Here is a 24,483-nt window from a genome sequence, read left to right as displayed (position 1 = left end):
TAATAATGCCCCTGTTCTTTTTTAGAATGCGTAGTTCACGCCTATACCAGCATAATGGAACCTGTCGCTTTCGCCTTCGTCATGATCTTCCCATTCATAAGCATACTCCAGAGACATTGATAAACCGTTCTGGAAATCATACGCATACAGTAAACCGAGACGATTGAAATCATGGCCTTCGCGTTCAGGATCATCCTGCCAGTCCCAGTTTGACCAGCGATCAAGCCCCAGGCGGGTATACGGCGTCAGGGTTGTATTGCCGAAGGACAGAGGCAAATAAGCACGAATTTCCTGGGTTGAGAACTCACCATTATTACGCGAATCTGCCAGATTAAAGCCGCGTTCAAGGTAATAGTTCACAGTTAACCCTACTGTTTCGTTAAACGTATAATTCAACCCGCTCTCACTTTCGACGCGGCTATCAGAGTAGCCGGTGGTGCTCAAATCATTAACGAATTGATACATCGCAAACCAGCCGCTAAAGCGCAGGTCATCGGTAAGTTTAACATCCCAATCTGGCTGCACTTTCCAGCGCTGCATATTAGCTGTGTCTTTTCCGGGTTCATTCACATAGTGATAACCGTAATTACGGAAGCCACCTGTCAAGCCGAAATTAACATTCTCGCTTTCGAGGAATTGATAGCGGACTTCCAGTTCAGGTCGGTCAAACCACGTACCGCGCTTACCCTCGCTGTAATCAACCGGCCCTTCCTGGTAATAGGCCAGCGATATTTTCCACGGCCCATTGGACGCATTAAAATAGACGGACGGCTCAGCCAGTCCATCCATATCTTCGCCCTGACCTTCAACGTTTTCTATTTCGTACATAGCACCGATGTTAAAGTGCCAGTCATTCTTTTCAGCAGCCTGCGCGCAGGCCATTCCTGCGCTCATAATCAGCGCAGTAGCGGACAGTAGGGTTTTCATTATTATTCCTTGTTAAAATACTCGCAAAAATGCCCCAAGGCGTGGGGGATTATTATCCCCCCGGAATTTTATTGAATAGCCACTTCAGTTTCAGCATCAAAGAAATGGCATTTCGCCATATCAAAATGAATAGTGATTTTTTCTCCTGCGTGATAATCATTCACTGCCCCAGCACGGACCACTAACTCATGCCCCCCAACAATGGTATAAAGCATAAATTCAGCGCCAGTTAATTCTGCAACGCTAATTTTTGCCGACACACTATTTTTATTATTAACCTGCGGATGTATATCTTCAGGACGAATTCCCAGCGTGACCGCCTGATGTTCATAACCCTGTAGTTTTAATTGTGTTAATTTATTTTCTGGAATCGTTAATTTCAGTGTTTCAGTAACAAACTTATCACCGTCAATCGTGCCACGAATAAAGTTCATGGCCGGTGAGCCAATAAATCCTGCGACAAACATATTTGCTGGGTGGTTATAAACTGTTTTCGGCGCACCAACCTGCTGAACAATGCCATCCTTCATAATCACAATACGCGTCGCCATGGTCATGGCTTCGGTTTGATCATGGGTAACATATATCATGGTGGTATTGAGTTTCTGATGCAGCTTGCTGATTTCTGCCCGCATCTGTACGCGAAGTTTGGCATCGAGGTTCGATAAGGGTTCATCCATGAGGAAGACCCCTGCCTCACGAACAATCGCACGCCCCAGTGCCACACGTTGACGCTGACCACCGGATAACGCACCCGGTTTACGTTGCAGATAATCGCGCAGGCCAAGGATTTGCGCCGCCCAGTTGACACGCTCCTCAATCACGGCAGGGGCAATTTTCTGCATTTTCAGGCCAAACGCCATGTTGTCATAGACTGTCATGTGCGGGTACAACGCGTAGTTCTGAAAAACCATCGCAATGTTGCGCGATTTCGCCGGCACATCGTTCATCCGTTTACCGTCAATCAGCAGATCGCCGCCGCTGATCTCTTCCAGGCCGGCGATCATGCGCAACGTCGTTGACTTCCCGCAACCGGAAGGCCCAACAAAAACAATAAACTCTTTGTCTTCGATTTCCAGATTGAAGTCTTTAACGACGTGTACCTGGTTGTCGTAAATTTTTTGAATATGCTGCAACGAAAGCTGTGCCATGTTGAATCCTTTACTTGTCGTGTTGCCAGAGAGCCGATAAGCACGGCCACGTCAGAAATTCGGTTGAAGGAAGTTGCAGGCTTGCCCCGTTCAGCCCCGTACCGATGCCGACAGAAAGCATGCCGCAGGCGTTGATTGCATCAATTCCTGCTTGTGCATCTTCTATGCCAATGCACTGTTGCGGGTCAACGCCAAGCCCCGCACAGGCCGCCAGAAAAATCTCCGGATCCGGTTTTGAATGGGTAATCAGCGCCGCATCCGCACAAAAGTCAAAACAAGCGCTAAGATCAAGCGCCTGTAAAATAGTGGGCGCATTGAGCGACACGGAGGCCAGCCCCACCGGAATCCGCTCTTCCCGCAGCGTCATCAGCAGCTCACGTATTCCCGGCAGTACCGAGTTCACCGTCAACTGGCGCAAAGAATGGACATACAGCCTGTTTTTTCTCTCGGCCAATTGTGCGCAAACTTCAGGTGTAAATTCCCCCGCTTTCCCGCCATATTGCAAAATACGCTGTAGCGATTCGCCGCGACTAATCCCTTTCAGGCTGTCATTAAATGTTTCGTCAATCGCAATTCCTATTTCACCGGCTACCTGCCGCCAGGCGAGAAAATGCAGATGAGCAGTGTCGGTAATCACGCCATCTAAATCAAAAATGATGGCCTGTGGTTTGAATATCATTCATCGCCCCTTCTAGTGGTAGCGGTCCCATAGGTGGGCGAAATAATGGCGTCATAGCAGATTACGGCCTCCCCCTGCACGGAGACTTTTTCGCCATTAATCCAAAGGATAATTTGCTCAGCACTGCGAATACGGATTTCGGCAGCGTTGATAGTTATCTGCATAGTGGAACCCTGCCAGCGCAGTGGGAAAGACAGTGTTTGCCAATGTTCCGGTAATGCAGGGGCAAGATGTAACTCCCCATGGCGAATATTCACTCCGGCAAATCCCTGGATTGCGCCCAGCCAGATGGCCCCCGTTGCCGCCGCATGAATACCATCATCGCAGCTGTGCGGGTCATCCCCGAGATCGATAAGCGAACCTTCGCGCCAGAACCGATACCCCTGAGCCGAATCACCGCAACGCGCAGCTACAATCCCATGAATCGCCTTACTCAAAGAGGAGTCGTGAATCGTGCGTGGCTCGTAATAACGCAGGTTAGCCAGACATGTTTGCGGGCTAAATTGCTCCGGCAGCATGTAAGTCAGCATCACGACATCGGCCTGTTTGAGAATTTGCATCTCGTTGACTTCTGCACGGGAGTAATCGAGCAAAATCGTCTGCTTGCCCGCTTTCGCTTTGTAACTGGACAGATCGATAACCGGTTTGCTCAGGAAGGTGTCATCCTGAGGTAACACACCATCGGACAACGCTTCCGGACGCCAGAGATGGCGTAAAAAATGCTCAGCACGATGAATAAAGATCTCATCGTTACAGCCCAGGCGACGCGCAAAACCGAGCGCCTGCTCTACGTTGTACCAGGCCATGTAGTTGGTGAACGCATTGTTGTTCACATGCTCAGTGTATTCATCCGGACCAATCACATCGTGGATCTCTAAACGATCGTTGACCATGACAGCCCTGCTTATCCAGAACTTCGCTGTTTCCAGAAGCAGCGTTATACCTTCACGAGACATAAAGTTCATATCCCCGGAGGCATGCCAGTAATTGATCACCGCCCAGGCAATATCCGCCACGAGATGATGCTCAGCCTGGGCGGAGGCCACTTTCTGCCGCAGTCCGGTACGGATGTTGATCGCCGCAAATTCAGGCGTCTCCTCCTCACCGCTGCGCGCGCTCTCCCAGGGAAACAGCGCCCCCTGCCAACCGTTGCGGCGGGCTTTCTCACGCGCGCCCGACAAATTATGCCAGCGGTAACGCAATAAACCTCTTGCAGTTTTCGGCTCGGTGAAGAGATGGAACGGTAACAGAAAGACCTCGGTATCCCAGAAAACGTGGCCTTTATACCCTTCTCCCGTCAGACCTTTCGCCGCAATACTGCTGCGCTCATCGTGATCTGGCGTCATTACACGCAAATGATAGAGCGCATAATCCAGTGCTCGCTGATCGCTCATATCATTACTGGTGACCTGAACACGATGGCTTTGCCACCAGGCATGCCAGTTAGCGGTCGATTCCGCCAGCAGCGCGTCATATCCCTGCTGGGCGCACGCTTCCAGATTACGCAGCGACTGGCGTCCCCAGGTTTCCAGCGACAGGCTGCGCTCGCTCGCCCAGTCGAGCCAGCTAATTTTCGTCAGCGTAACGCGTTGTCCAGTTTTCGCCTGCACGCTATTGTGTTGTAACAACCGACGTTCTTTCGCGGTGAAGCAGCGCTGCGCCGTACCGTCTACGTCGCAAAACGTCGTGATCGCGATATCGTTGCGATTGTCCTGGGTGGTGTAAATGCCTTGCAGCAGATGCTGACCAAATACCCGGACCTGCGTTTCATCCAGATGCTGACGTCCATGATTGGTGATCGTGGCATCAATCCCGGTTGAGATGCCAATGCTCGCATCACCATCCAGCGGGGTAACGGCAACTTCCATAGCAAACAGCGGCAGTTTTTGCGCCGAGACAAACCGCCGACTCTCAATAGCGAAACGTGCGCCGCCGGGCGCTCGCCAGACCAGGGTACGGCGTAATTCTCCGCTGGCAAAATCCAGTTCACGATGCCAGCGCTCAATCACGCCGCTGGTTAGCGAGAAAATCTCGCCATTAAGCGTAATCTCCACGCCCACCACATCAGGCAGATTAACCAGTTCATTAATTTCGCCTTTCCCTGCCCGATGATACAGTCCAGCCAGATACATGCCGCGAGTTTGTAAGGTGTAGGCTTCTTCGTGGCTGGCGCGAATTCCCATATAACCGTTGCCGGTCGTCATGAGTGAAGCGAATTTATTCAGACTGTGTGGGCAAAAAGCCGGTTCGGTTAGCATTACTGGCTCCGTCATAAGTCTACATATGTTCCTGTTTCAGCCGATTCATACAGTGCGGCAACCAGTTGTTGAATAACGACGCCCTGCTCTGCGTCTGCAATAGCGACAGGCTCGCCCTGAACGTGATTCACGAAGGCCTCCATGCTGCGAAAATGACGATTGTCATCGGCTATTTCGCGCTGGAACAGCACATCCAGCGTCCCGTCACGATCGGTATATACCTGCGCCGGAAATAAGGTCGCCCCGGCAAGATCGCCACAGAAATTGACGTTCATAATCGATTGTTCAGGAATATTCAGCGCGAAAGAGGTCTCAAGGCGCAGGATCCCGCCGTTATGAAATTCGATCGTGCCGAACAGAGAATCCTCAACGGTGTACGTCGCGGGATCCCATTCCCCAAACTGGCCGCTGTTCTTACGCGTACCAATACGTTGATAGCTATGCGCGTTAACGCGCTTTACCGCCGGGAAGCCCAACACATACATCGCGGCATCAAGCATATGGATACCGATATCAATCAGCGGCCCGCCGCCCTGCAGTTCCTTGTTGGTAAAAACACCCCAGCCGGGTACGCCGCAGCGGCGCAAGGCGCGGACATTAGTGACATAGATTTCACCCAACACGCCGCTCATTACCTGTTCGCGAAGCAGTTGTGTATCCAGTGCGAAACGATGATGAAAATCATAAGCCAGTACCTTCCCCATACGCCGCGCCGTTTGACACATCTCCAGCGCCTCGTCTGGCGTCATTGCCGGAGGCTTCTCGCACATCACATGACAGCCGGCGTTTAGCGCCAACATGGTGTGTTCGTAATGAAAACGATTGGGCGAACAGATGCTGACGATATCTGGCTTAGCCTCGCGTAACATCGTCTGAGGATCGTCCCAAACCTGCGGATTACCGTATTTCTCTGCCAGCACCTGCGCCTGTGACAGGCGGCTGTCACAGACAGCCACCAGTTCCAGATCGTTGCGGGTGCAGTAGTACGAAGCATGAACTTTATCCGCTACCTGCCCGGCGCCGATAATGGCGACACGTAGCGGAGCGCTTGTCAGTGCACTTTTCACGGAAATCCTCTTAGCAGGTACGCAGCCAGGCCAGCGACTGACGGTATGCTTCCGGCAGGTTCTCCGCCCGTACGCGCCCTTCATACACTACATAGCCCTGATAATTATCTTCACGCAGTTGGTCAAAAAGCGCAGAGAAATCCAGCGTACCGCTCCCCGGCTGATAACGATGGTTATCCGCAATATGCACGTGTCCCAACAGATCGCGATTGTCATGCAGCGCCTGTGCCATATCATCTTCTTCGATATTCATATGGTAAAAATCACCAATGATTTGCACATGCTTCAGGTTGTTTTCCACGATATAGCGGCGAGCATCCGCCAGGGTGTTGATCATATGATCCTGATAGCGGTTGAGCGGCTCGAGATACACCACCGTCCCCGTACGCTCGGCAACTTTATCGAGATAAATCAATGAATCACTGACGGCTTTGCGATCGCCTTCCAGACTACGCGGAGAGGTCATCGGCGGTAGGCGGAAGGTAAACATGCCCCAGGCGGCAGGGACAATAATGCCTTGCCCGCCTACTTCGGACAGCGCTTCGAGAATGCGGGTAATCTGCTGTAAACCATTCAAACGACGTTCTTCGATAAAATCACCGATCCAGCCGTCATACCCCCCGCAGGCGGTGGTAACAGGCAGACCCGTTTCTTTGATCGCCGCTTTCACTTCCTCAAGATTGTTGACCAGCAATTTGCCGTCAATTTCAAAACCATCAAAACCCATCTCTTTGATGTAACGGAATTTCTCGAGAATATTTTCCGGGAAAAAAGCCTGATTCTGTGTTCCGATTTTCATTTTCTGTATTCCTTAATTAAAACGTCACGCCCATTTTGATGCTCTGTTCCGGATGGCGATCGACATACTGCATATAGCTTTCCGGGCTGCTGGCGAAGGTGACTACCGGATCGATAAGCTCTTCACAGTTCAGATAACCGTTCATCAACAGTTCCCAGCAGGTCTCCTCAATGCGCTTGCGGCTCCAGCGCGGATAATCTGGATTTGGTTCACTGCAGGCCCGGGAGAAGACTATTTTGGCGTTGTTGAAGTGCGCTTCACGGCCCAGGTTAAACCCTTCAGCAAAAGGTTTGGCGAAGGCGACATAGGAGATAGTTCCGCCATAAGCCAGACCGCGTAGCGCCGATTGCAGCGCATCCGCATAGCCGCTGGTTTCGATAATCACATCCGCGCCCTGTTTGCCAGTCAGCTTTTTAATTTCCATGCCCACGTCGGTGCCAATCGGATCCAGACAGAAATCAGCCCCATGGCGACGCGCGATATCACAACGATGGGCAATCGGATCCACGCCAATAACCACTGACGCACCCGCTTTTTTAGCCAGTTGTACGGCGATCTGGCCAATTGCCCCTAACCCGACGATGACAACAAAGTCGCCGACGCGCACATTGGCATCGCGCACACCGCTCATGGCGAACTGTGCTGGGTCATAGCACACAGCATTTTTCCACGAACTGCCTTCAGGCATTTTGCGCAGTTTGTAGTTGTTCACCGCATTAAAAATAACCGTCTCTGCCAGAGGACCGTAGCCGCAAACTGAATCGCCAACGGCGTATTCGGTCACATCGCTACCACACTCAATGACATCGCCCACTACCATGTTGCCAAGCTGGAACTTACCGAATTCGATCCCGCGCGGTGCACCTTCCGGACGTGGCATGAACATTTGCCATTCACCGTTAAAATCTTCGTCAATAAACGGGCTGGCAGCGCGAAAATCGACCACTTCGGTGCCATGTTTCGGTGCGCCAAAACGTACGCGGACTTTCACTTCATTGGCGGAAACTGCTCTGTCTTCATATTCCACCAGCGCTGCAACACGCGGTTCGGTGGCAACTAACTTCTTCATTTACAACTCCTTAATTAAACTGGCCGCTTAGCCTTTCACGCCGCCTGCGGTCAAACCACTTTTAATAAAACGTTCGGAAAGCGCATACATAATGACAACCGGCAATGCGGTGACTAACGACGCGGCCATCATGCGTCCCCAGATATAGTCAGGCGTACTGAACAGCGCGTTCAGACCGACCGGTAAGGTAAAATTGCTGGCGCTGGAGAGGAAAATCGAGGCGAACAGATAGTCATTCCACGCAACCATAAAGCAGTACACAAAGACTGAAACCAGACCGGACATGGCCAACGGCACGGTGATGCGAAAGATAATTTGCAGACGATTTAAACCATCCATCATCGCGGCCTCTTCTATCTCATCCGGAATGGTGTCGAAGTAGCTTTTCAGCATAAACACGGCTGTCGGCAGCGTTTGTGTCACCATGGTGATAATCAACGCCATTTCGGTGTCATAAATGCCGAGGGCCGTAATGATTTTGAAAAGCGGCACCACCAGCAAAATCCCCGAAAACATGTACACCGTGTAAAAACTGGCATTGATGGTCATCCGTCCCTTAAAACGCAGACGGGAAAGCGCATACGCCCCGAGCACGCCGAGAAACACCGCCACCACCGATGACGTGACCGATACCACCAGGCTATTACGGAAGTAGTCAACAAACGGGAAGATCATCGGGTTAAAAATGTCGATGTAATGTTCCAGCGTCCATTGCTGAGGTAACAGCGTGGGATGCAGCGAGATCGCCTCTTTTGCGCTTTTGAATGAGGTCATCAGCATCACAAAAAACGGAAATAACGTGATGCCCAGGAAGACAATTAATCCACAGTAAAAGCCGATGCGGCCAAGCGTGCGTTTATTTGTTGCCATTGAGGTTCACCCGTTTTCTGGTCAGCAGGATAACAGCGAAAATGATGACGAAGAGGACGACGGAAATTGCGGCCGCTTTGCCTAAGTCGTTAAATGCAAACGCTGTTTTATAGAGATAGACCCCGAGAATATCGACTTTAGTGGTCAGCAGATAAACATCAGCGAACATGTAGAACATCCAGATCGTACGCAGCGTGACTACGGTCGCCAGCACCGGCATGATCGCTGGCAGCGTGACGATACGAAACCGTTGCCAGGCGTTCGCGCCATCCATTTCCGCCGCTTCATACAGCGATTTATCAATAGTCTGTAAAATCGCCAGAAACGAGATAAAGGCATACGGGAAGTAGCGCCAGATGGCGAACAGCACGACCAGTGCGAAGCTGCTGCCGGGATTGTCGAACCATAACGGCGCCTGCTCGAACAGATGCAGCAGATCCACGCCGAGATAGTTCACAATGCCGTAGCCGTTGTTGAACATGTATTTCCAGGCAAACACCAGCGAAATAGATGGCGTTACGTAAGAGAGGATCACCAGTGAGCGCGCCGTTTTCCGCAGACGAAACTCACGGTTAAAAAACATCGCCACTCCCAGCCCCAGCACCGTGCTCCCGGCAACAACCAGCGCGGTATACCAGACCGTCATCCACAGCGAATGCCAGAATCCGGGATCGGTTAAGATACGGATATAGTTACTCAGGCCGACAAATGTTGACTCAATTTGCGGATTGAGCGGCAGACGCATAAAGCTGATTTCGATGTTAGATATCATCGGCCATGCAACTAACCCCCCCAACAAGAGTAAGCTAGGCGCCAGCAGCAACATGGCAAATGGCATGTCCGATCGACCTGAAAAGAACTTATTCATCACGGCTTTCCATTTCCCCATTAGCGCTGTTCAACAAGGTCATCCAGTTTGGTCTGGCTGGCCTTCATCGTCGTTGAAAGGTCAGCTTTTCCTACCGTGACGTTGTGCACCATGGTGCTTATGACGCCGGAACCGGTTACGTCGCCCATGCGGGTAAAGTTCTTATCGCCGACTGCGCCAAAGACCTGAATATTCGGTAGTTCGGCAATCAGCTGATTGGGTAACTCACCCAGCGCTTTAATGACGGCGTTATCTTTCCACGTCGAAGTATTCACCACCGCTTTGTTGACCGGCAGCGCCGCCCCTGGCGACATCATGACCCAGTCCGCAATGTTGTCTGCCTGCTCCATAAAGGTGACAAATTTCTCTGCCGCTTCTGTCTCTTCGGTTTTTTGACCTGCGGTAATGGTTAGCGACGTCAGCATGCCGTAAACAGCGGAATCTTTTTCCGTCGGCACCATAAAGCCAACATTTTTAGGATCGCCCTCTTTGATCACCGCCGGGAGGATATAGGTGGAATAAATCGCCATTGGCGCCGTGCCGTTCATGAAAGCATCTTTGACTTCCATGATGTCGTTCGAGCCAGGCATGGTGTTCATGGCAAGTTGGCGGTAATACTGCAACGCCTGCGCCATTTCAGGTGTGTCGAGCGTAATCTTTCCCTGCGCATCAAAAACGTTGGCCTGGTTAGAGAGCGCGAACTGGGAGAATGACTGTTCGGTCAGAACGCTTTCTGCCGTAGGTAGCGCAATGCCGTATTTCTTACTGCCAGGATTGTTGAGCTTCTGCGCCACGTTCAGCAATTGCTGCCAGTCTTTTGGCTCTTCCAGTCCCGCTTTTGCCAGCACATCTTTGCGGTACCAGATCCCGCCAATCCAGGCGCTGACCGGAACCCCGGTCCATGCACTACCGTCTTCAGTGCGTACAATACGCAGGATGCCATCATAAAAAGTACCCTCACCTACGCCGTTGATGACCTGCGCTACCGCTTTACGGTCGATGAGGGACTCTTTGTCCATAACTTTCGCGTAGTCATGGCTGGTTTCAATGATTTCAGGCAGTGAACCACTGCGCGCCAGGGTGATGACCTTGGTGTTGTAAGCATCTTCTTCCACAGGGACCTGTTTGACGCTGATGCCCGGGTTTTCTTTTTCAAAACGCTCAATCAGTTTTGCGATAACCGCTTGCCGCTCCTGCTCAACAGAAGAGTGCATAAATTCAATCGCGACAGAGGACTTTTTATCATCCTTACACCCGGAAACCAGAGCGCAGGAAACCAGTGCTGAAATCAGCACAATTTTAGCTTTAAGCATGAAATGTTCCTTTTTATTACTTAACCCACATGACCTGCCAGGCGTACAACGTTAATTCCTTACCTGAAATAGTTTTACCGCTAATCAAATCAACTCCATTTTCAATTTCAATACGAATGGTTTGAGTATGACCGCTGACATTAAATAATCCGATAACTTGCTCACCTGTTTCCGCCATACGTTTAATTTGCATTACGGCCGGTGTAATACTGCTAATTTGAAAATCACTATCAGGATGAAATGCTTTATTATTGCGACGTATTACAATTAGTCGGGATAACTCATGATAAATAGCGTGACGCAAACTGGTTTCATCTTTCAGCTCCGTTTCTATTTGTCTTACCTGATATTTTTTGCGGTTAATCGCACGGTTATAACCGAACGTCTCAACACCTTTATAATCATTGCGTGACCCAAGGATGCTTTGAATGTAAACCGCCGGCACTCCTGGAAAACTCAGCAAAATGGCATGTGCGAGAATAAAGCGAGAAAACCGTTCGGCATCGCTACAATTACCAGGCGTTAGCGCATCCATATATGTCACGTTAATTTCATACGGACTGCGACTGCCATCAGGGTTATTTTTCCAGTTAACCAGCGCGCCTTCCTGTTGTAGTTCCGTCACCAGCCGCATGATCTCGTCTTCAGGCAACAAACCGCGTAATGGGTTGAGACCAATGCCGTCATGCGATGCGAGAAAATTAAACCAGGTCGTCTCACCAGACGGCAGCTGCAGTGATTGCGCCCACTGGCACAATGTCGACGTATCCTGGCGTTGTACCGCATGCAGCACCAGCGGCGGCAGCGAAAACTGGTACACCATATGCGCTTCATCATGGCCATTACCGTAGTAGGACACGTTATCCTTATGCGGGACGTTAGTTTCGGTAATAATCGCCGTACCAGGCGCCGCGCAGTCAGCAATAGCGCGTAATAGTTTGATAAGCTGATGCGTTTTTTCCAGATGAATACAGCTCGTTCCAGGCTCTTTCCACATAAAGCCAACCGCATCCAGGCGAACATAATCTGCGCCCTGCTCAAGATAACTTAGCAGCACATCAACCATCGCCAGTAACACCACCGGGTTGGCATAGTTGAGATCGATCTGGTCATCGCTGAACGTCGTCCATAAGTGACGCACGGTGTTATCTTTTAGCGTAAAAGGTGTCAGTAACGGTAATGCGCGTGGACGTGTGACGTTGCTCAGGTCCGTATCAGGATCCATTGCAATAAAGAAATTTTCATAACCGTCAAGCTGTTGCAAATAATTATTAAACCACTCGCTTTTAGCTGACATATGGTTACAAACAAAATCAAACATCAGTCGACTGGATTCACCTAATTCCTTAATATCATTCCAGTCACCGGTTTCTTTGGCAACCTGATGGTAATTAATCACGGAAAAACCATCATCCGATGACCACGGATAAAATGGCAGCAGATGCACATGAGAAAATGTCGATTTAAGCCATTCATTATAAAACTGATTAAACGTCAGTAGCGGTTTTTTACCAGCCCCGTGGAATTGATCGGCGTAGGTAATAAGCACCACATCGCCCTCGTCCCAATGCGCTTTACGGATTTTTTTAATTAATCCCTGTGATTTCTCTAAACGTGCAAACAGCACTTCATAGTGGCATGAAGTAAATGTATGACCATAAACTTCTGTCAGGCATTTTTGGATTTTTTGGTTCACCTTCGATTCTCGTGGTAGCGGTCCCATGAATCAAGAGACTACTCTGCAGGAAATAAGCTGTCAATCAGCTAAGGTGGTCTTGAGGGGGGTTAAAAAAGAATTTTGGCAGCCAAAAATCGTATTTGTGAGCTGCCGCAAATTAACTGAGGGAATGTTGATTAATTGTTGCTTGCTTTTGCTGATTCAAATATCAGGGTTGATTACCTGAATAACGTTTCGACAATTTTGCCGCAGCCCGACTCAACACCGGTTCCAGAACCAACGCCAGCAGCATTTTTAGCGGGCGTCGGGCGACGGACTTCACCGCCCACCCTGCTACACCCGCCGGGCCGTAGCGCAGCGCGGTCAGAAGCACCAGCTTACCTGCTATTTTAAAGCCCGGCTTAACCCTTTGCCCGGCACGTTGCCAGCGATTGTTCATTTCTGTCCTCACAATTGACGGAAGCGACTACGTAAGGAAAAAGTATCGGACGTCACATAACGTTCCATTTCACGTAAACGCTTTTCACTTGCCGCCAGCTCGCGATCGACGGCATCCAACAGCTCACCGCTTGATGGCTGCTGCTCGCCGGAAACCACGTTGTCCGGCATCGGATCCAACACAAACGTCAGCACGATGTAGGCGACAAAGGTGAAAAAGGCCAGACCAAAAAAGATGGACAGTACCACCAGGATCCGCACCAGTTTCACAGGCACATCGAGATAATGCGCAATACCCGCGCAAACCCCTTTCACCATGCCCTGCTGCGGTATACGCCACAGTTTTTTATTCAGATTAACGCCTCCCATTAGCGGTCCCTCCAGTTTGGATGTTCAGCATCAAGAATGTCTTCCAGCGCCTGAATGCGCTCACGCATCCGCTGTGCGTCATCGTTGAGTTCAACCAGGCGTTGCAGTTCACTTTGCGACAGTTCACCACGACTGGAACGGTTGCTGTAATGCAGCCAGAGCCAAATCGGTAAAACGAACAACACAAAGATGGTTAACGGGATGGCCAGAAATAGCGCGCTCATGAGTACTCCTTACAGGTGATGAGCGGCGGCGCGTTCGGGCGCCGCCAGATGTTATTATTGCTTGTCTTGCTGCATTTTGGCTTTAAGTTGCGCCAGCTGCTCGCTGATTTCATCATCTGCTTTCAGGTCAGCAAATTGCTGATCCAGAGACTTCTGTTTACCGAAGTTATGGCTTTCAGCCTCGGCTTCCATCTGATCGATACGACGCTCGAAAGATTCAAAGCGCGCCATCGCTTCATCCAGTTTGCCGCTGTCCAGTTGACGACGAACATCACGCGAAGAACTCGCTGCCTGATGACGCAACATCAACGCCTGCTGACGAGCACGGGTTTCACTGAGTTTATTTTCCAGCTCACCGATCTCTTTTTTCATACGCGCCAGCGTATCGTCAACCAGTGTCACCTCATGCTCCAGAGAGGCAATTAAATCGGTCAGTTTCTGCTTTTCAATTAACGCAGAACGCGCCAGATCTTCTTTCTCTTTACGCAGCGCAAGTTCTGCTTTTTCCTGCCACTCTGCCTGTTGGGCACTGGCCTGTTCGATACGGCGAGATAATTGTTTCTTTTCTGCCAGCGCACGCGCTGAGTTAGAACGTACCTCAACCAGCGTGTCTTCCATTTCCTGGATCATCAACCGCACCAGTTTCTGCGGATCTTCAGCCTTTTCCAGCAACGCATTAATGTTGGCGTTCACGATGTCGGCAAAACGAGAAAAAATACCCATAATGTAATCCTCACTTACTGTTCTGATATCGGGCAATGCCCTGCTATTTTCGTAATGCACGGGGCGTGCCAACTTTTTATCTAATTGATTCTATTAATTATATCTAATTTTACCTGTTGCGAAAATTAGGGTAGATTGGTGAATAACACTAACAAATGGTGAATTTCATCATGGCAGGATACAAAGATAATCTTCTGGGCGAAGCGAACAGCTTTATTGAAGTGCTGGAGCAGGTTTCTCATCTCGCGCCGCTGGATAAACCAGTACTGGTTATAGGTGAGCGCGGGACCGGGAAAGAACTTATCGCCAACCGCCTGCACTACCTCTCCACCCGCTGGCAAGGCCCGTTTATTTCGCTTAACTGCGCGGCGCTAAACGAAAATTTGCTTGATTCCGAACTGTTTGGTCACGAAGCGGGTGCCTTTACCGGCGCGCAAAAACGCCATCCAGGACGTTTCGAACGCGCCGACGGCGGTACGCTGTTTCTCGATGAACTGGCAACTGCCCCGATGTTGGTACAGGAAAAATTGCTGCGCGTTATTGAATATGGCGAGCTGGAGCGCGTAGGTGGTAGCCAACCATTACAGGTTAACGTACGACTTGTTTGTGCGACCAATGCCGACTTACCTCGCATGGTTAGCGAAGGCACTTTCCGCGCGGACCTGCTGGATCGCCTGGCCTTTGACGTGGTGCAACTCCCACCGTTACGCGAGCGTCAAAGTGACATTATGTTAATGGCCGAACATTTTGCCATTCAGATGTGCCGCGAGATCGGATTACCTCTGTTTCCGGGTTTTAGTGCCGAGGCCAGAGAAACGCTCCTCCACTACCGTTGGCCGGGCAATATTCGTGAACTGAAAAACGTCGTGGAGCGATCCGTTTACCGGCATGGAACCAGTGATTACCCGCTGGATGAGATAATCATTGACCCCTTCCGCCGCCACACTACGCAGCCGCAGGCGCCGGAAACTAAACCGATGTCTGTAGGGTTACCGCTGGATCTGCGTGAATTCCAGCAGCAGCAAGAGAAAGACTTTCTACAAACCAGCTTACAGCAGGCAAAATTTAACCAGAAAAAAGCCGCTGAATTACTGGGGCTGACTTACCATCAGCTTCGCGCTTTGCTGAAAAAACACCAGATTTAACGCACATTTGCAGATGTCATATTGGTGGATTTGACGCATAACCCCATCAGGGTTTACCATGACGCCATCACTGTATAAAAAAACAGGTACAAATATGGCTCTGGCACTCGTTGGCGAAAAAATTGACAGAAACCGTTTCACCGGTGAGAAAATTGAAAATAGTACATTTTTTAACTGTGATTTTTCAGGTGCCGACCTGAGCGGCACTGAATTTATCGGCTGTCAGTTCTATGATCGTGAAAGCCAGAAAGGGTGCAATTTTAGTCGTGCGATGCTGAAAGATGCCATTTTTAAAAGCTGTGATTTATCCATGGCGGATTTTCGCAATTCCAGTGCGCTGGGCATTGAAATTCGCCACTGCCGCGCACAAGGCGCAGATTTCCGCGGCGCAAGCTTTATGAATATGATCACCACGCGCACCTGGTTTTGTAGCGCATATATCACGAATACCAATCTAAGCTACGCCAATTTTTCGAAAGTCGTGTTGGAAAAGTGTGAGCTGTGGGAAAACCGTTGGATGGGTGCCCAGGTACTGGGCGCGACGTTCAGTGGTTCAGATCTCTCCGGCGGCGAGTTTTCGACTTTCGACTGGCGAGCAGCGAACTTCACACATTGCGATCTGACCAATTCGGAGTTGGGTGACTTAGATATTCGGGGCGTTGATTTACAAGGCGTTAAGCTGGACAACTACCAGGCATCGTTGCTCATGGAGCGGCTTGGCATCGCGGTGATTGGTTAGCATTCACGGAGCGGTAAGTACCGCTCCCGCCCTTATACAATAGTGTCCGCCCTTGCCTTAAAAGTCACTTTCGACGCACAGAGCGTAAACGTTAGAGGGTTCCGGTCCCCCCATCAGAACACCAGACCTGACCAGACGTATAGCTGTTCTCCCGAGCGGCCAGGGTGACATAAAGCGGCGCGATTTCCACCGGTTGACCAGGGCGTCCCAGCGGCGCATTTGCCCCAAATTTCTCCACCTTTTCCTGCGGTTGACCACCACAGCACTGCAGTACAGTCCAGTATGGACCCGGCGCGACGGCATTGACACGGATCCCTTTCGGGGCCAGCTGTTTCGCCAGCGATTTAGTAAATGCCACGATAGCTGCTTTAGTCTGAGCATAATCAAGCAAGATTTCACTTGGCTCATAAGCCTGTACGGAGGAGGTATTAATTATCACGCTGTCTGGTGAAAGATGGGGTATGGCCGCTTTGGTGATCCAAAACATAGCGTAAACATTGGTTTTGAATGTTGCGTCGAAGTCTTCTGTGGTGAGTTCCTCAATTGACTCACAAAATTGCTGACGACCCGCATTATTGACGAGGATATCCAACCCTCCCAGTCTTTTTACCGCCTGTGTTACCAGATGACCGCAAAAAGCCTCATCACGGATATCTCCGGGGATGGCCAAAACATTTCTGCCTGCTTTTTTTATCAGATCGACCACTTCACGCGCATCGTCTTCTTCTTCAGGTAAATAGTTAATCGCAACATCAGCGCCTTCACGAGCATAGGCAATAGCAACAGCACGACCAATCCCTGAATCCCCACCGGTAATTAATACCTTGCGCCCATTCAGGCGACCGCTTCCCTGATAGCTGTCTTCTCCATGATCGGGGCGCGGTTGCATTTTCCCCGCCAGCCCGGGAAAGGGCTGCTGCTGCTGTTGAAAAGGCGGCGCCGGAAAACGCGCAGAATTGGTTTTATTAATGGTCTTTTTTTCCTTGTTTAAGCCAGCCATTCAATTACCTCTCATTATTTATCACAAAGACTAATAAGCGTAGACCAAAATGAATGGCATGACCTATATTATCCAGCTACACTTAATTTTCTCGGAATATTACCCTCCCTACTTTCCTCTACCGTTGCGCTTATATCCCCACCAACGTTAGATTTAATTTAAAAAATATTATTTGAGACTTATCCAGTTCGCAGTGTTAATAAATAGCAACCACACTTAACATCTCAATCTGGGCAAAAGGAGAACGTATGAAATTATCCATAACGCCATTATTATGTTGTTTTTTATTGTCGCCAGCGCTTGCTGATGATAACGGCGGGTTGAAAAATGATACAGCTCCACCGCCAGCCCACGCTCTGGATGAAGGTTATCGTGGGACTGAAGATGCAAGAATCATGACTGTCGAACAGGCCAAAACGATGCATGACGGTGCGACCATTTCTCTGCGAGGTAATCTCATCGAGGATCAAGATGGAGACAAATTTGTCTTTCGTGATAAAACCGGCAGTATCCTGACTTTAATTCCACACGCGGTTTTCGATGGTCGAACGGTTAAACCCGATCAAATGATCAGTATTAACGGTAGCCTCGACGCTAAAATGCAACCACCAGTAGTACGCGTAAATAAGATCCAGAAGTAACGCAATAACCGGGAAGAAAGCCGCTCTTCCCGGTCGATTTTCTTTATTCCCACGATTTTGCGAATGCTCTCTTCTGCCCGTCATGGTCATTTCCTCCCTCTTTCCCCTCACATTTTTCTTTCTACCCGCGAATCACGCGTTTATAGCAAGTCAGATGGGCCATGAAAATGCTAAGATAGTTAACAGAGTAGATTCAAAGTGGATAGCGGGTATAAATTTTGACCATATCGCGGTGTTGAACTCGCGCTTATCGAGCCTGTTACTCCCAAAAACAAACGGTAATGGCAAATGTCATTAAGTATTAGTAAGATAGCCTCTTTATATAATCCATTAAAATTATGCGCCTGGTTTTATCATCTCTGATCGTGATGGCTGGATTTCTGAGTGGTCAGGCTGCTGCTGCGCCTGAGCAAGCTCCGCACGCTGATATTCGTGACAGTGGGTTTGTCTATTGCGTCAGCGGGCAGGTCAATACGTTCAACCCACAAAAAACGAGCAGCGGTCTCATCGTCGACACGTTAGCGGCCCAATTGTATGACCGACTGCTTGATGTAGATCCCTACACCTATCGGCTGGTGCCTGAGCTGGCTGAAAGCTGGGAGGTGCTTGATAACGGCGCAACCTACCGCTTCCATCTGCGTCGTGACGTTCAGTTTCAGAAGACTGCCTGGTTCACCCCCACCCGCAAACTAAATGCAGACGATGTGGTGTTTACCTTCGAGCGCATCTTTGATCGCCACCATCCGTGGCACAATGTGAACGGCAGCAGTTTCCCCTACTTCGACAGCCTGCAGTTTGCCGATAACGTCCAAAGTGTGCGCAAACTTGACAACAACACCGTTGAATTCCGCTTAACGCAACCGGATGCCTCCTTTATGTGGCACCTTGCCACACACTATGCCTCCGTAATGTCGGCCGAATATGCCGCTAACCTGGCAAAACAGGATCGCCAGGAGTTGCTCGACAGACAACCCGTTGGCACAGGCCCGTACCAGCTTTCGGAGAATCGTGCCGGCCAATATATTCGGTTGCAGCGACATGAAAAATTCTGGCGTGGTACCCCCCTGATGCCGCAGGTCGTAGTGGATCTCGGCTCTGGTGGAACCGGACGATTATCTAAATTACTCACTGGCGAGTGCGACGTCCTGGCCTGGCCTGCCGCCAGCCAGCTCAGCATATTGCGTGATGACCCTCGCCTGCGTCTGACGCTGCGCCCGGGGATGAACATTGCCTATCTGGCGTTCAACACCAATAAACCGCCGTTGAATAATCCTGCCGTGCGGCATGCGCTGGCGCTAGCGATCAACAACCAGCGCTTAATGCAGTCTATCTACTACGGGACGGCAGAAACCGCGGCATCTATTTTGCCTCGCGCCTCGTGGGCTTATGATAACGAAGCTAAAATTACAGAATACAACCCGGCAAAATCGCGCGAGCAGCTAAAAGCGCTGGGTTTGGAGAATCTGACGTTACAACTTTGGGTCCCTACCAGCTCTCAGGCCTGGAACCCCAGTCCGCTGAAAACCGCCGAGCTGATTCAGGCAGATATGGCTCAGGTGGGTGTGAAAGTGAAGATCATCCCGGTAGAAGGTCGTTTTCAGGAGGCGAGATTAATGGATATGAACCATGATCTGACGTTATCCGGCTGGGCAACGGACAGTAACGATCCTGACAGTTTTTTCCGGCCGTTGCTCAGCTGTGCCGCCATCAATTCGCAGACCAACTTTGCCCACTGGTGTAATCCACAGTTTGACAGCATTCTGCGCAAGGCCCTCTCTTCGCAGCAGCTATCATCGCGAATTGATGCCTATGACGAAGCGCAAAATATTCTTGCACAAGAGTTACCGATCCTGCCACTGGCCTCTTCACTGCGTCTGCAGGCTTATCGTTACGACATCAAAGGGTTGGTGCTCAGTCCATTCGGTAATGCCTCTTTTGCCGGCGTGTCCAGGGAAAAGAAAGATGAGGTGAAAAAACCATGATTATCTTCACCTTGCGTCGATTCTTATTGCTACTGGTAACCCTGTTCTTCCTGACCTTTATTGGCTTCAGCCTGAGCTACTTCACGCCTCATGCGCCGTTACAGGGTGCATCGCTGTGGAACGCATGGGTATTCTGGTTCAATGGTCTCATTCACTGGGATTTCGGCGTATCCAGTATCAACGGTCAGTTAATCTCAGAGCAGTTGAAAGAGGTGTTCCCGGCCACAATGGAACTGTGCATTCTTGCCTTTGGTTTTGCACTAATGGTTGGGATCCCCGTTGGTATGCTGGCCGGTATCACGCGGAACAAATGGCAGGACCGCTGCATCAGCGCATTGGCTCTGATGGGATTTTCTATCCCCGTTTTTTGGCTGGCGCTGCTGCTGACATTGCTCTTCTCGCTCACCCTCGGCTGGTTACCCGTTTCCGGGCGTTTTGATCTTCTCTACGAGGTGAAACCCGTTACCGGTTTTGCCATTATTGATGCGTGGATCTCCGACTCTCCCTGGCGCGATGAAATGCTGGTCAGCGCTATCCGTCATATGGTGCTCCCGGTGCTGACGCTCTCCGTTGCGCCCACCACCGAAGTCATCCGCCTGATGCGTATCAGCACCATTGAGGTCTTTGATCAGAACTACGTCAAAGCGGCGGCCACGCGCGGTTTGTCACGATTAACGATTCTGCGTCGTCACGTCCTGCACAATGCCCTTCCGCCGGTGATCCCGCGTCTGGGCTTACAGTTTTCCACCATGCTGACATTGGCGATGATCACCGAGATGGTCTTTAGCTGGCCAGGTCTTGGTCGTTGGCTGATTAACGCGATTCGCCAGCAGGATTACGCGGCGATTTCAGCGGGCGTGATGGTGATTGGTTCACTGGTTATCATCGTTAACGTCATCTCTGATATTCTGGGTGCTATGGCTAACCCTCTGAAACATAAGGAATGGTATGCCTTACGATAGCGTCTATAGCGAAAAACGCCCGCCAGGTACGTTGCGCACCGCATGGCGCAATTTCTATGGCGATGCGACTGCGATGATTGGCCTGTACGGCTGTGCGGGACTGGCTATTCTGTGTATTCTTGGTGGTTGGTTTGCCCCTTACGGCATCGATCAGCAATTTCTCGGCTATCAGCTTTTACCGCCGTCATGGTCGCGCTATGGCGAAGTCTCATTCTTCCTCGGGACTGACGATCTGGGACGTGACGTTTTAAGTCGTCTGCTCAGCGGCGCGGCCCCGACCGTTGGCGGCGCGTTTGTCGTTACTCTTGCCGCCACGCTGTGTGGCCTGGTATTGGGCGTAGTTGCCGGTGCGACGCACGGCTTGCGCTCTGCGGTGCTGAACCACATTCTGGACACCCTGCTGTCGATCCCTTCTCTGCTGCTGGCGATTATTGTGGTGGCCTTTGCCGGGCCGCATCTGACACACGCCATGTTTGCCGTCTGGCTGGCGCTGCTGCCGCGCATGGTGCGCTCCGTTTACAGCATGGTGCATGACGAACTGGAGAAAGAGTACGTCATTGCCGCTCGCCTGGACGGTGCAACCACACTGAATATTCTGTGGTTCGCCGTTCTGCCCAATATTACCGCTGGCCTTATTACTGAAATCACCCGCGCACTGTCGATGGCGATTCTGGATATCGCCGCGCTGGGTTTTCTCGACCTTGGCGCACAGCTGCCGTCCCCGGAATGGGGAGCCATGCTCGGCGACGCGCTGGAGCTGATTTATGTCGCACCGTGGACGGTGATGCTGCCAGGCGCGGCAATTATGATAAGCGTGTTGCTGGTTAACCTACTGGGTGACGGCGTGCGCCGCGCAATTATTGCGGGGGTGGAGTAATGCCATTACTGGATATCCGCAACCTGACCATTGAATTCAGAACCGGTGACGACTGGGTTAAGGCTGTTGATCGTGTCAGCATGACCTTGAATGAGGGTGAAATCCGCGGGCTGGTCGGTGAATCTGGATCAGGCAAAAGTCTGATCGCTAAGGCCATTTGCGGGGTTGCTAAAGATAACTGGCGCGTAACCGCAGACCGTATGCGTTTTGATGATATAGATCTGCTACGCCTTTCGGCGCGTGAACGACGCAAATTGGTCGGTCATAACGTCTCCATGATCTTTCAGGAGCCGCAGTCATGTCTCGATCCGTCCGAGCGTATCGGACGTCAACTGATGCAAAATATTCCGGCATGGACCTACAAAGGTCGCTGGTGGCAGCGCATCGGTTGGCGCAAACGCCGTGCGATTGAACTCTTGCACCGCGTCGGGATAAAAGACCATAAAGACGCCATGCGCAGCTTTCCATATGAGCTGACCGATGGCGAATGCCAGAAGGTCATGATCGCTATCGCATTAGCGAATCAGCCGCGTTTGCTGATTGCCGATGAACCAACGAACGCGATGGAGCCAACCACCCAGGCGCAAATTTTCCGTCTGCTAACCCGTCTGAATCAAAACAGCAATACTACCATTTTGTTGATAAGCCATGACCTGCAAATGCTCAGCCAGTGGGCTGACAAAATCAACGTGATGTACTGCGGACAAACGGTCGAAACCGCGCCAAGTAAAGATTTGGTGACAATTCCGCATCATCCTTATACTCAAGCGTTGATTCGCGCTATTCCGGATTTTGGTAGCGCAATGCCGCACAAAAGCCGCCTGAATACCATGCCAGGAGCTATTCCATTGCTGGAACAATTACCCATCGGCTGCCGTCTGGGGCCACGCTGTCCTTATGCACAACGCGAATGTATTGAAACCCCAAGACTGACCGGAGCAAAAAATCATCTCTACGCCTGTCATTTCCCGCTGAACATGGAGAGAGAGTGAGATGGTAGAAACCCTGCTCGAAGTTCGTAATCTGAGCAAAACCTTTCGCTACCGGACAGGTTTATTTCGCCGCCAGACCGTTGAGGCCGTTAAGCCCCTGAGTTTCACCCTGCGTGAACGTCAGACGCTCGCCGTCATTGGTGAAAACGGTTCGGGGAAATCTACGCTGGCTAAAATGTTGGCGGGTATGATTGAACCCACCAGCGGTGAGCTGCTGATTGACGATCATCCGCTAAAATATGGCGATTATTCATTTCGTAGTCAGCGGATCCGTATGATTTTCCAGGATCCGTCAACATCGCTTAACCCGCGGCAACGTATCTCGCAGATCCTCGATTTTCCGCTACGTCTGAATACCGACCTCGAGCCTGAGCAGCGTCGTAAACAGATCGTGGAGACCATGCGCATGGTCGGGCTGCTACCCGATCACGTAAGCTATTACCCACATATGTTGGCCCCAGGGCAAAAACAGCGTCTGGGCCTTGCCCGTGCGCTCATTTTACGCCCCAAAGTCATTATCGCCGACGAAGCCCTGGCCTCTCTGGACATGTCGATGCGTTCGCAGCTCATCAATCTGATGCTGGAATTGCAGGAAAAACAGGGGATTTCGTATATCTATGTGACCCAACATATTGGCATGATGAAGCACATCAGCGATCAGGTATTAGTCATGCATCAGGGCGAAGTGGTAGAACGCGGCAGTACAGCGGATGTTCTGGCGTCCCCTCTTCATGAACTTACCCGCCGCCTGATTGCAGGTCATTTCGGCGAAGCGCTCACCGCTGATGCCTGGCGAAAAGATCGTTAGCAAACGGCTGCCCTCCTCAACCGGGGGGCAATCTGCCATCAGTGACACAACGTAGGTAAGAGCAGCGTATCAACTTCGGTAAACGCGACTGACGGGTAAAGGGCACCACCTTGCATTGCCCAGACACCTGCGGTACTGGCCTCGTCGATAAGTCGTACTGTTTCTACTCCCTTCACCACAACACGGTCGCAATATTCCCTGATATTTTTGATAAGCACCGGGAACATCGGTTTTTCTACCTGTTCCAGGAAGAAACCGCGATCCAGTTTCACAACGTCAAAATGACCGCAAACCAGCGGACTGGCCCCTACGCTGCCGGAGCCAAGATCGCCCAACCACAATGCGTTTGGGCCGTCGCGAAGTGAATTAATCAGCAAATTATTCAGGCACACGGTATTCGACAGAAAACGTTCTGAAAGTTCCAGTGCAATAAATGGTAGAGCATGTAAGGCCGACTTGATGGCTGGATCACCAATCGCCAGCAGTGCCATTTCGTCAATGAGGTTCAGGGTGCAAATAAGGCTGTTGCGCTCAAACCAGTCACGCTTTTCGGCAATTAGTCGAATTTGCTCGAGCATGAAATTACGCTTTTGTTCGCTATCCCACGCTGAAATGATGAAATCTGGATGCAACGGGTGAACCGTATCTGAAGTAAACCGGGCGTTAATCTCTACACCCAGTAATTTATCTGTTGTGTCTCTCATCGGTTCCGCGATGAAATGATAGTGCATAAGACCACTCCAATTGATCATAACATCCTGATAATGCACTTCTAATCACAATCAATCAATAATATCGATCAATGAATCGATATTGATCGATAAAAACAATATATCATAACAAGCTGAATATTGTCATATTTTTTGTTTTAAGAAAGTTCCTACCTTGCTATGTTTATTAACAT

At 50.6% G+C, this 24,483-nt stretch carries 25 protein-coding genes; 8 read left to right on the top strand and 17 right to left on the bottom strand.

The features are described from left to right. Nucleotides 1-21 precede the first annotated feature (21 nt). From SK35_RS11870 to pspA, 15 genes are all read right to left on the bottom strand, one after another. Nucleotides 22-927 carry an OmpG family monomeric porin gene (locus tag SK35_RS11870; RefSeq protein ID WP_048216279.1) on the bottom strand — a complete coding sequence of 302 codons (906 nt, stop codon included), beginning with the start codon at nt 925-927 and terminating at the stop codon, nt 22-24. A gap of 68 nt (nt 928-995) precedes the next feature. Continuing rightward, nucleotides 996-2,078, bottom strand: a complete 1,083-nt coding sequence (locus tag SK35_RS11865) for an ABC transporter ATP-binding protein (protein WP_048216278.1) — start codon at nt 2,076-2,078, stop codon at nt 996-998. 10 nt (nt 2,079-2,088) lie between these two features. Continuing rightward, entirely contained in the window at nt 2,089-2,757 is a 669-nt protein-coding gene (pgmB, locus tag SK35_RS11860; RefSeq protein WP_048216277.1) for a beta-phosphoglucomutase, read from the bottom strand. Beyond that, nucleotides 2,754-5,030 carry a glycoside hydrolase family 65 protein gene (locus tag SK35_RS11855; RefSeq protein ID WP_156174799.1) on the bottom strand — a complete coding sequence of 759 codons (2,277 nt, stop codon included), beginning with the start codon at nt 5,028-5,030 and terminating at the stop codon, nt 2,754-2,756. The genes pgmB and SK35_RS11855 overlap by 4 nt, the downstream gene beginning before the upstream one ends. After that, on the bottom strand, nt 5,027-6,082 hold the full coding sequence (locus SK35_RS11850; RefSeq protein WP_048216276.1) for a Gfo/Idh/MocA family protein: 1,056 nt from the start codon (nt 6,080-6,082) through the stop codon (nt 5,027-5,029). The genes SK35_RS11855 and SK35_RS11850 overlap by 4 nt, the downstream gene beginning before the upstream one ends. A 10-nt stretch (nt 6,083-6,092) precedes the next feature. Continuing rightward, nucleotides 6,093-6,881, bottom strand: coding sequence for a sugar phosphate isomerase/epimerase family protein (locus SK35_RS11845; protein WP_048216275.1), 789 nt, complete (start codon nt 6,879-6,881; stop codon nt 6,093-6,095). 16 nt (nt 6,882-6,897) lie between these two features. After that, the gene (locus SK35_RS11840) at nt 6,898-7,950 is read right to left on the bottom strand and encodes a zinc-dependent alcohol dehydrogenase (RefSeq protein ID WP_048216274.1); all 1,053 of its coding nucleotides are present in this window, start codon (nt 7,948-7,950) and stop codon (nt 6,898-6,900) included. 27 nt (nt 7,951-7,977) lie between these two features. Beyond that, nucleotides 7,978-8,820: a carbohydrate ABC transporter permease gene (locus SK35_RS11835; RefSeq protein WP_003020474.1), complete on the bottom strand. Its 843-nt coding sequence runs from the start codon at nt 8,818-8,820 to the stop codon at nt 7,978-7,980. After that, complete coding sequence (locus SK35_RS11830; RefSeq protein WP_042308518.1) at nt 8,807-9,688, bottom strand: carbohydrate ABC transporter permease; 882 nt, start codon at nt 9,686-9,688, stop codon at nt 8,807-8,809. Before SK35_RS11830 ends, SK35_RS11835 begins: the two co-directional genes overlap by 14 nt. Before the next feature lie 20 nt (nt 9,689-9,708). Next, nucleotides 9,709-11,001 (bottom strand): ABC transporter substrate-binding protein, encoded by a 1,293-nt coding sequence (locus SK35_RS11825; protein WP_048216273.1) that lies wholly within the window; start codon nt 10,999-11,001, stop codon nt 9,709-9,711. Nucleotides 11,002-11,017: 16 nt separating this feature from the next. Then, nucleotides 11,018-12,724, bottom strand: a complete 1,707-nt coding sequence (locus tag SK35_RS11820) for a sugar phosphorylase (protein ID WP_075551256.1) — start codon at nt 12,722-12,724, stop codon at nt 11,018-11,020. A gap of 163 nt (nt 12,725-12,887) precedes the next feature. Continuing rightward, entirely contained in the window at nt 12,888-13,118 is a 231-nt protein-coding gene (gene pspD, locus SK35_RS11815; RefSeq protein WP_003833267.1) for a phage shock protein PspD, read from the bottom strand. Nucleotides 13,119-13,126: 8 nt separating this feature from the next. Beyond that, nucleotides 13,127-13,486: an envelope stress response membrane protein PspC gene (gene pspC / locus SK35_RS11810; protein ID WP_040093158.1), complete on the bottom strand. Its 360-nt coding sequence runs from the start codon at nt 13,484-13,486 to the stop codon at nt 13,127-13,129. Next, a complete protein-coding gene (gene pspB, locus SK35_RS11805; protein ID WP_048216271.1) occupies nt 13,486-13,710 on the bottom strand; it encodes an envelope stress response membrane protein PspB in 225 nt (74 codons plus the stop codon). The genes pspC and pspB overlap by 1 nt, the downstream gene beginning before the upstream one ends. A 54-nt stretch (nt 13,711-13,764) precedes the next feature. Next, nucleotides 13,765-14,433 (bottom strand): phage shock protein PspA, encoded by a 669-nt coding sequence (gene pspA / locus SK35_RS11800; RefSeq protein ID WP_003020532.1) that lies wholly within the window; start codon nt 14,431-14,433, stop codon nt 13,765-13,767. Between the two features lie 155 nt (nt 14,434-14,588). Here pspA and pspF point away from each other — a divergent pair, with 155 nt between their 5' ends. Together pspF and SK35_RS11790 are read left to right on the top strand one after the other, a co-directional pair. After that, nucleotides 14,589-15,578 (top strand): phage shock protein operon transcriptional activator, encoded by a 990-nt coding sequence (pspF, locus tag SK35_RS11795; RefSeq protein WP_161495982.1) that lies wholly within the window; start codon nt 14,589-14,591, stop codon nt 15,576-15,578. 94 nt (nt 15,579-15,672) lie between these two features. Continuing rightward, on the top strand, nt 15,673-16,317 hold the full coding sequence (locus SK35_RS11790) for a quinolone resistance pentapeptide repeat protein QnrB17 (protein ID WP_048216435.1): 645 nt from the start codon (nt 15,673-15,675) through the stop codon (nt 16,315-16,317). A 91-nt stretch (nt 16,318-16,408) separates the two neighbouring features. Here the strand turns inward: SK35_RS11790 and SK35_RS11785 are convergent, their stop codons facing one another. Further along, nucleotides 16,409-17,317, bottom strand: a complete 909-nt coding sequence (locus SK35_RS11785) for an SDR family oxidoreductase (RefSeq protein WP_048216270.1) — start codon at nt 17,315-17,317, stop codon at nt 16,409-16,411. Nucleotides 17,318-17,565: 248 nt separating this feature from the next. Between SK35_RS11785 and SK35_RS11780 the strand changes: the two genes are divergently transcribed. The 6 genes from SK35_RS11780 (at nt 17,566) to sapF (ending at nt 23,579) form a co-directional block, all read left to right on the top strand. Then, entirely contained in the window at nt 17,566-17,958 is a 393-nt protein-coding gene (locus SK35_RS11780; protein ID WP_008784920.1) for a YdeI family stress tolerance OB fold protein, read from the top strand. 338 nt (nt 17,959-18,296) lie between these two features. Beyond that, on the top strand, nt 18,297-19,940 hold the full coding sequence (gene sapA, locus SK35_RS11775) for an ABC transporter substrate-binding protein SapA (protein ID WP_003833288.1): 1,644 nt from the start codon (nt 18,297-18,299) through the stop codon (nt 19,938-19,940). Then, nucleotides 19,937-20,902: a peptide ABC transporter permease SapB gene (gene sapB / locus SK35_RS11770; RefSeq protein WP_003020545.1), complete on the top strand. Its 966-nt coding sequence runs from the start codon at nt 19,937-19,939 to the stop codon at nt 20,900-20,902. Before sapA ends, sapB begins: the two co-directional genes overlap by 4 nt. Next, a complete protein-coding gene (gene sapC, locus SK35_RS11765) occupies nt 20,889-21,779 on the top strand; it encodes a peptide ABC transporter permease SapC (RefSeq protein WP_048216269.1) in 891 nt (296 codons plus the stop codon). The genes sapB and sapC overlap by 14 nt, the downstream gene beginning before the upstream one ends. Further along, nucleotides 21,779-22,771 (top strand): peptide ABC transporter ATP-binding protein SapD, encoded by a 993-nt coding sequence (sapD, locus tag SK35_RS11760; protein ID WP_003020556.1) that lies wholly within the window; start codon nt 21,779-21,781, stop codon nt 22,769-22,771. The genes sapC and sapD overlap by 1 nt, the downstream gene beginning before the upstream one ends. Before the next feature lies 1 nt (nt 22,772). After that, nucleotides 22,773-23,579 (top strand): peptide ABC transporter ATP-binding protein SapF, encoded by an 807-nt coding sequence (gene sapF / locus SK35_RS11755; RefSeq protein WP_003020558.1) that lies wholly within the window; start codon nt 22,773-22,775, stop codon nt 23,577-23,579. Nucleotides 23,580-23,617: 38 nt separating this feature from the next. Here the strand turns inward: sapF and SK35_RS11750 are convergent, their stop codons facing one another. Beyond that, a complete protein-coding gene (locus SK35_RS11750; RefSeq protein ID WP_032943595.1) occupies nt 23,618-24,310 on the bottom strand; it encodes an EAL domain-containing protein in 693 nt (230 codons plus the stop codon). Between the last annotated feature and the right edge of the window lie 173 nt (nt 24,311-24,483).

This window comes from Citrobacter sp. MGH105 (assembly GCF_001037485.2).
GTDB lineage: Bacteria > Pseudomonadota > Gammaproteobacteria > Enterobacterales > Enterobacteriaceae > Citrobacter > Citrobacter portucalensis.
The sequence above is the reverse complement of the archived record's forward strand: the minus strand, read 5'-3'. Positions and strand labels throughout refer to the sequence as shown.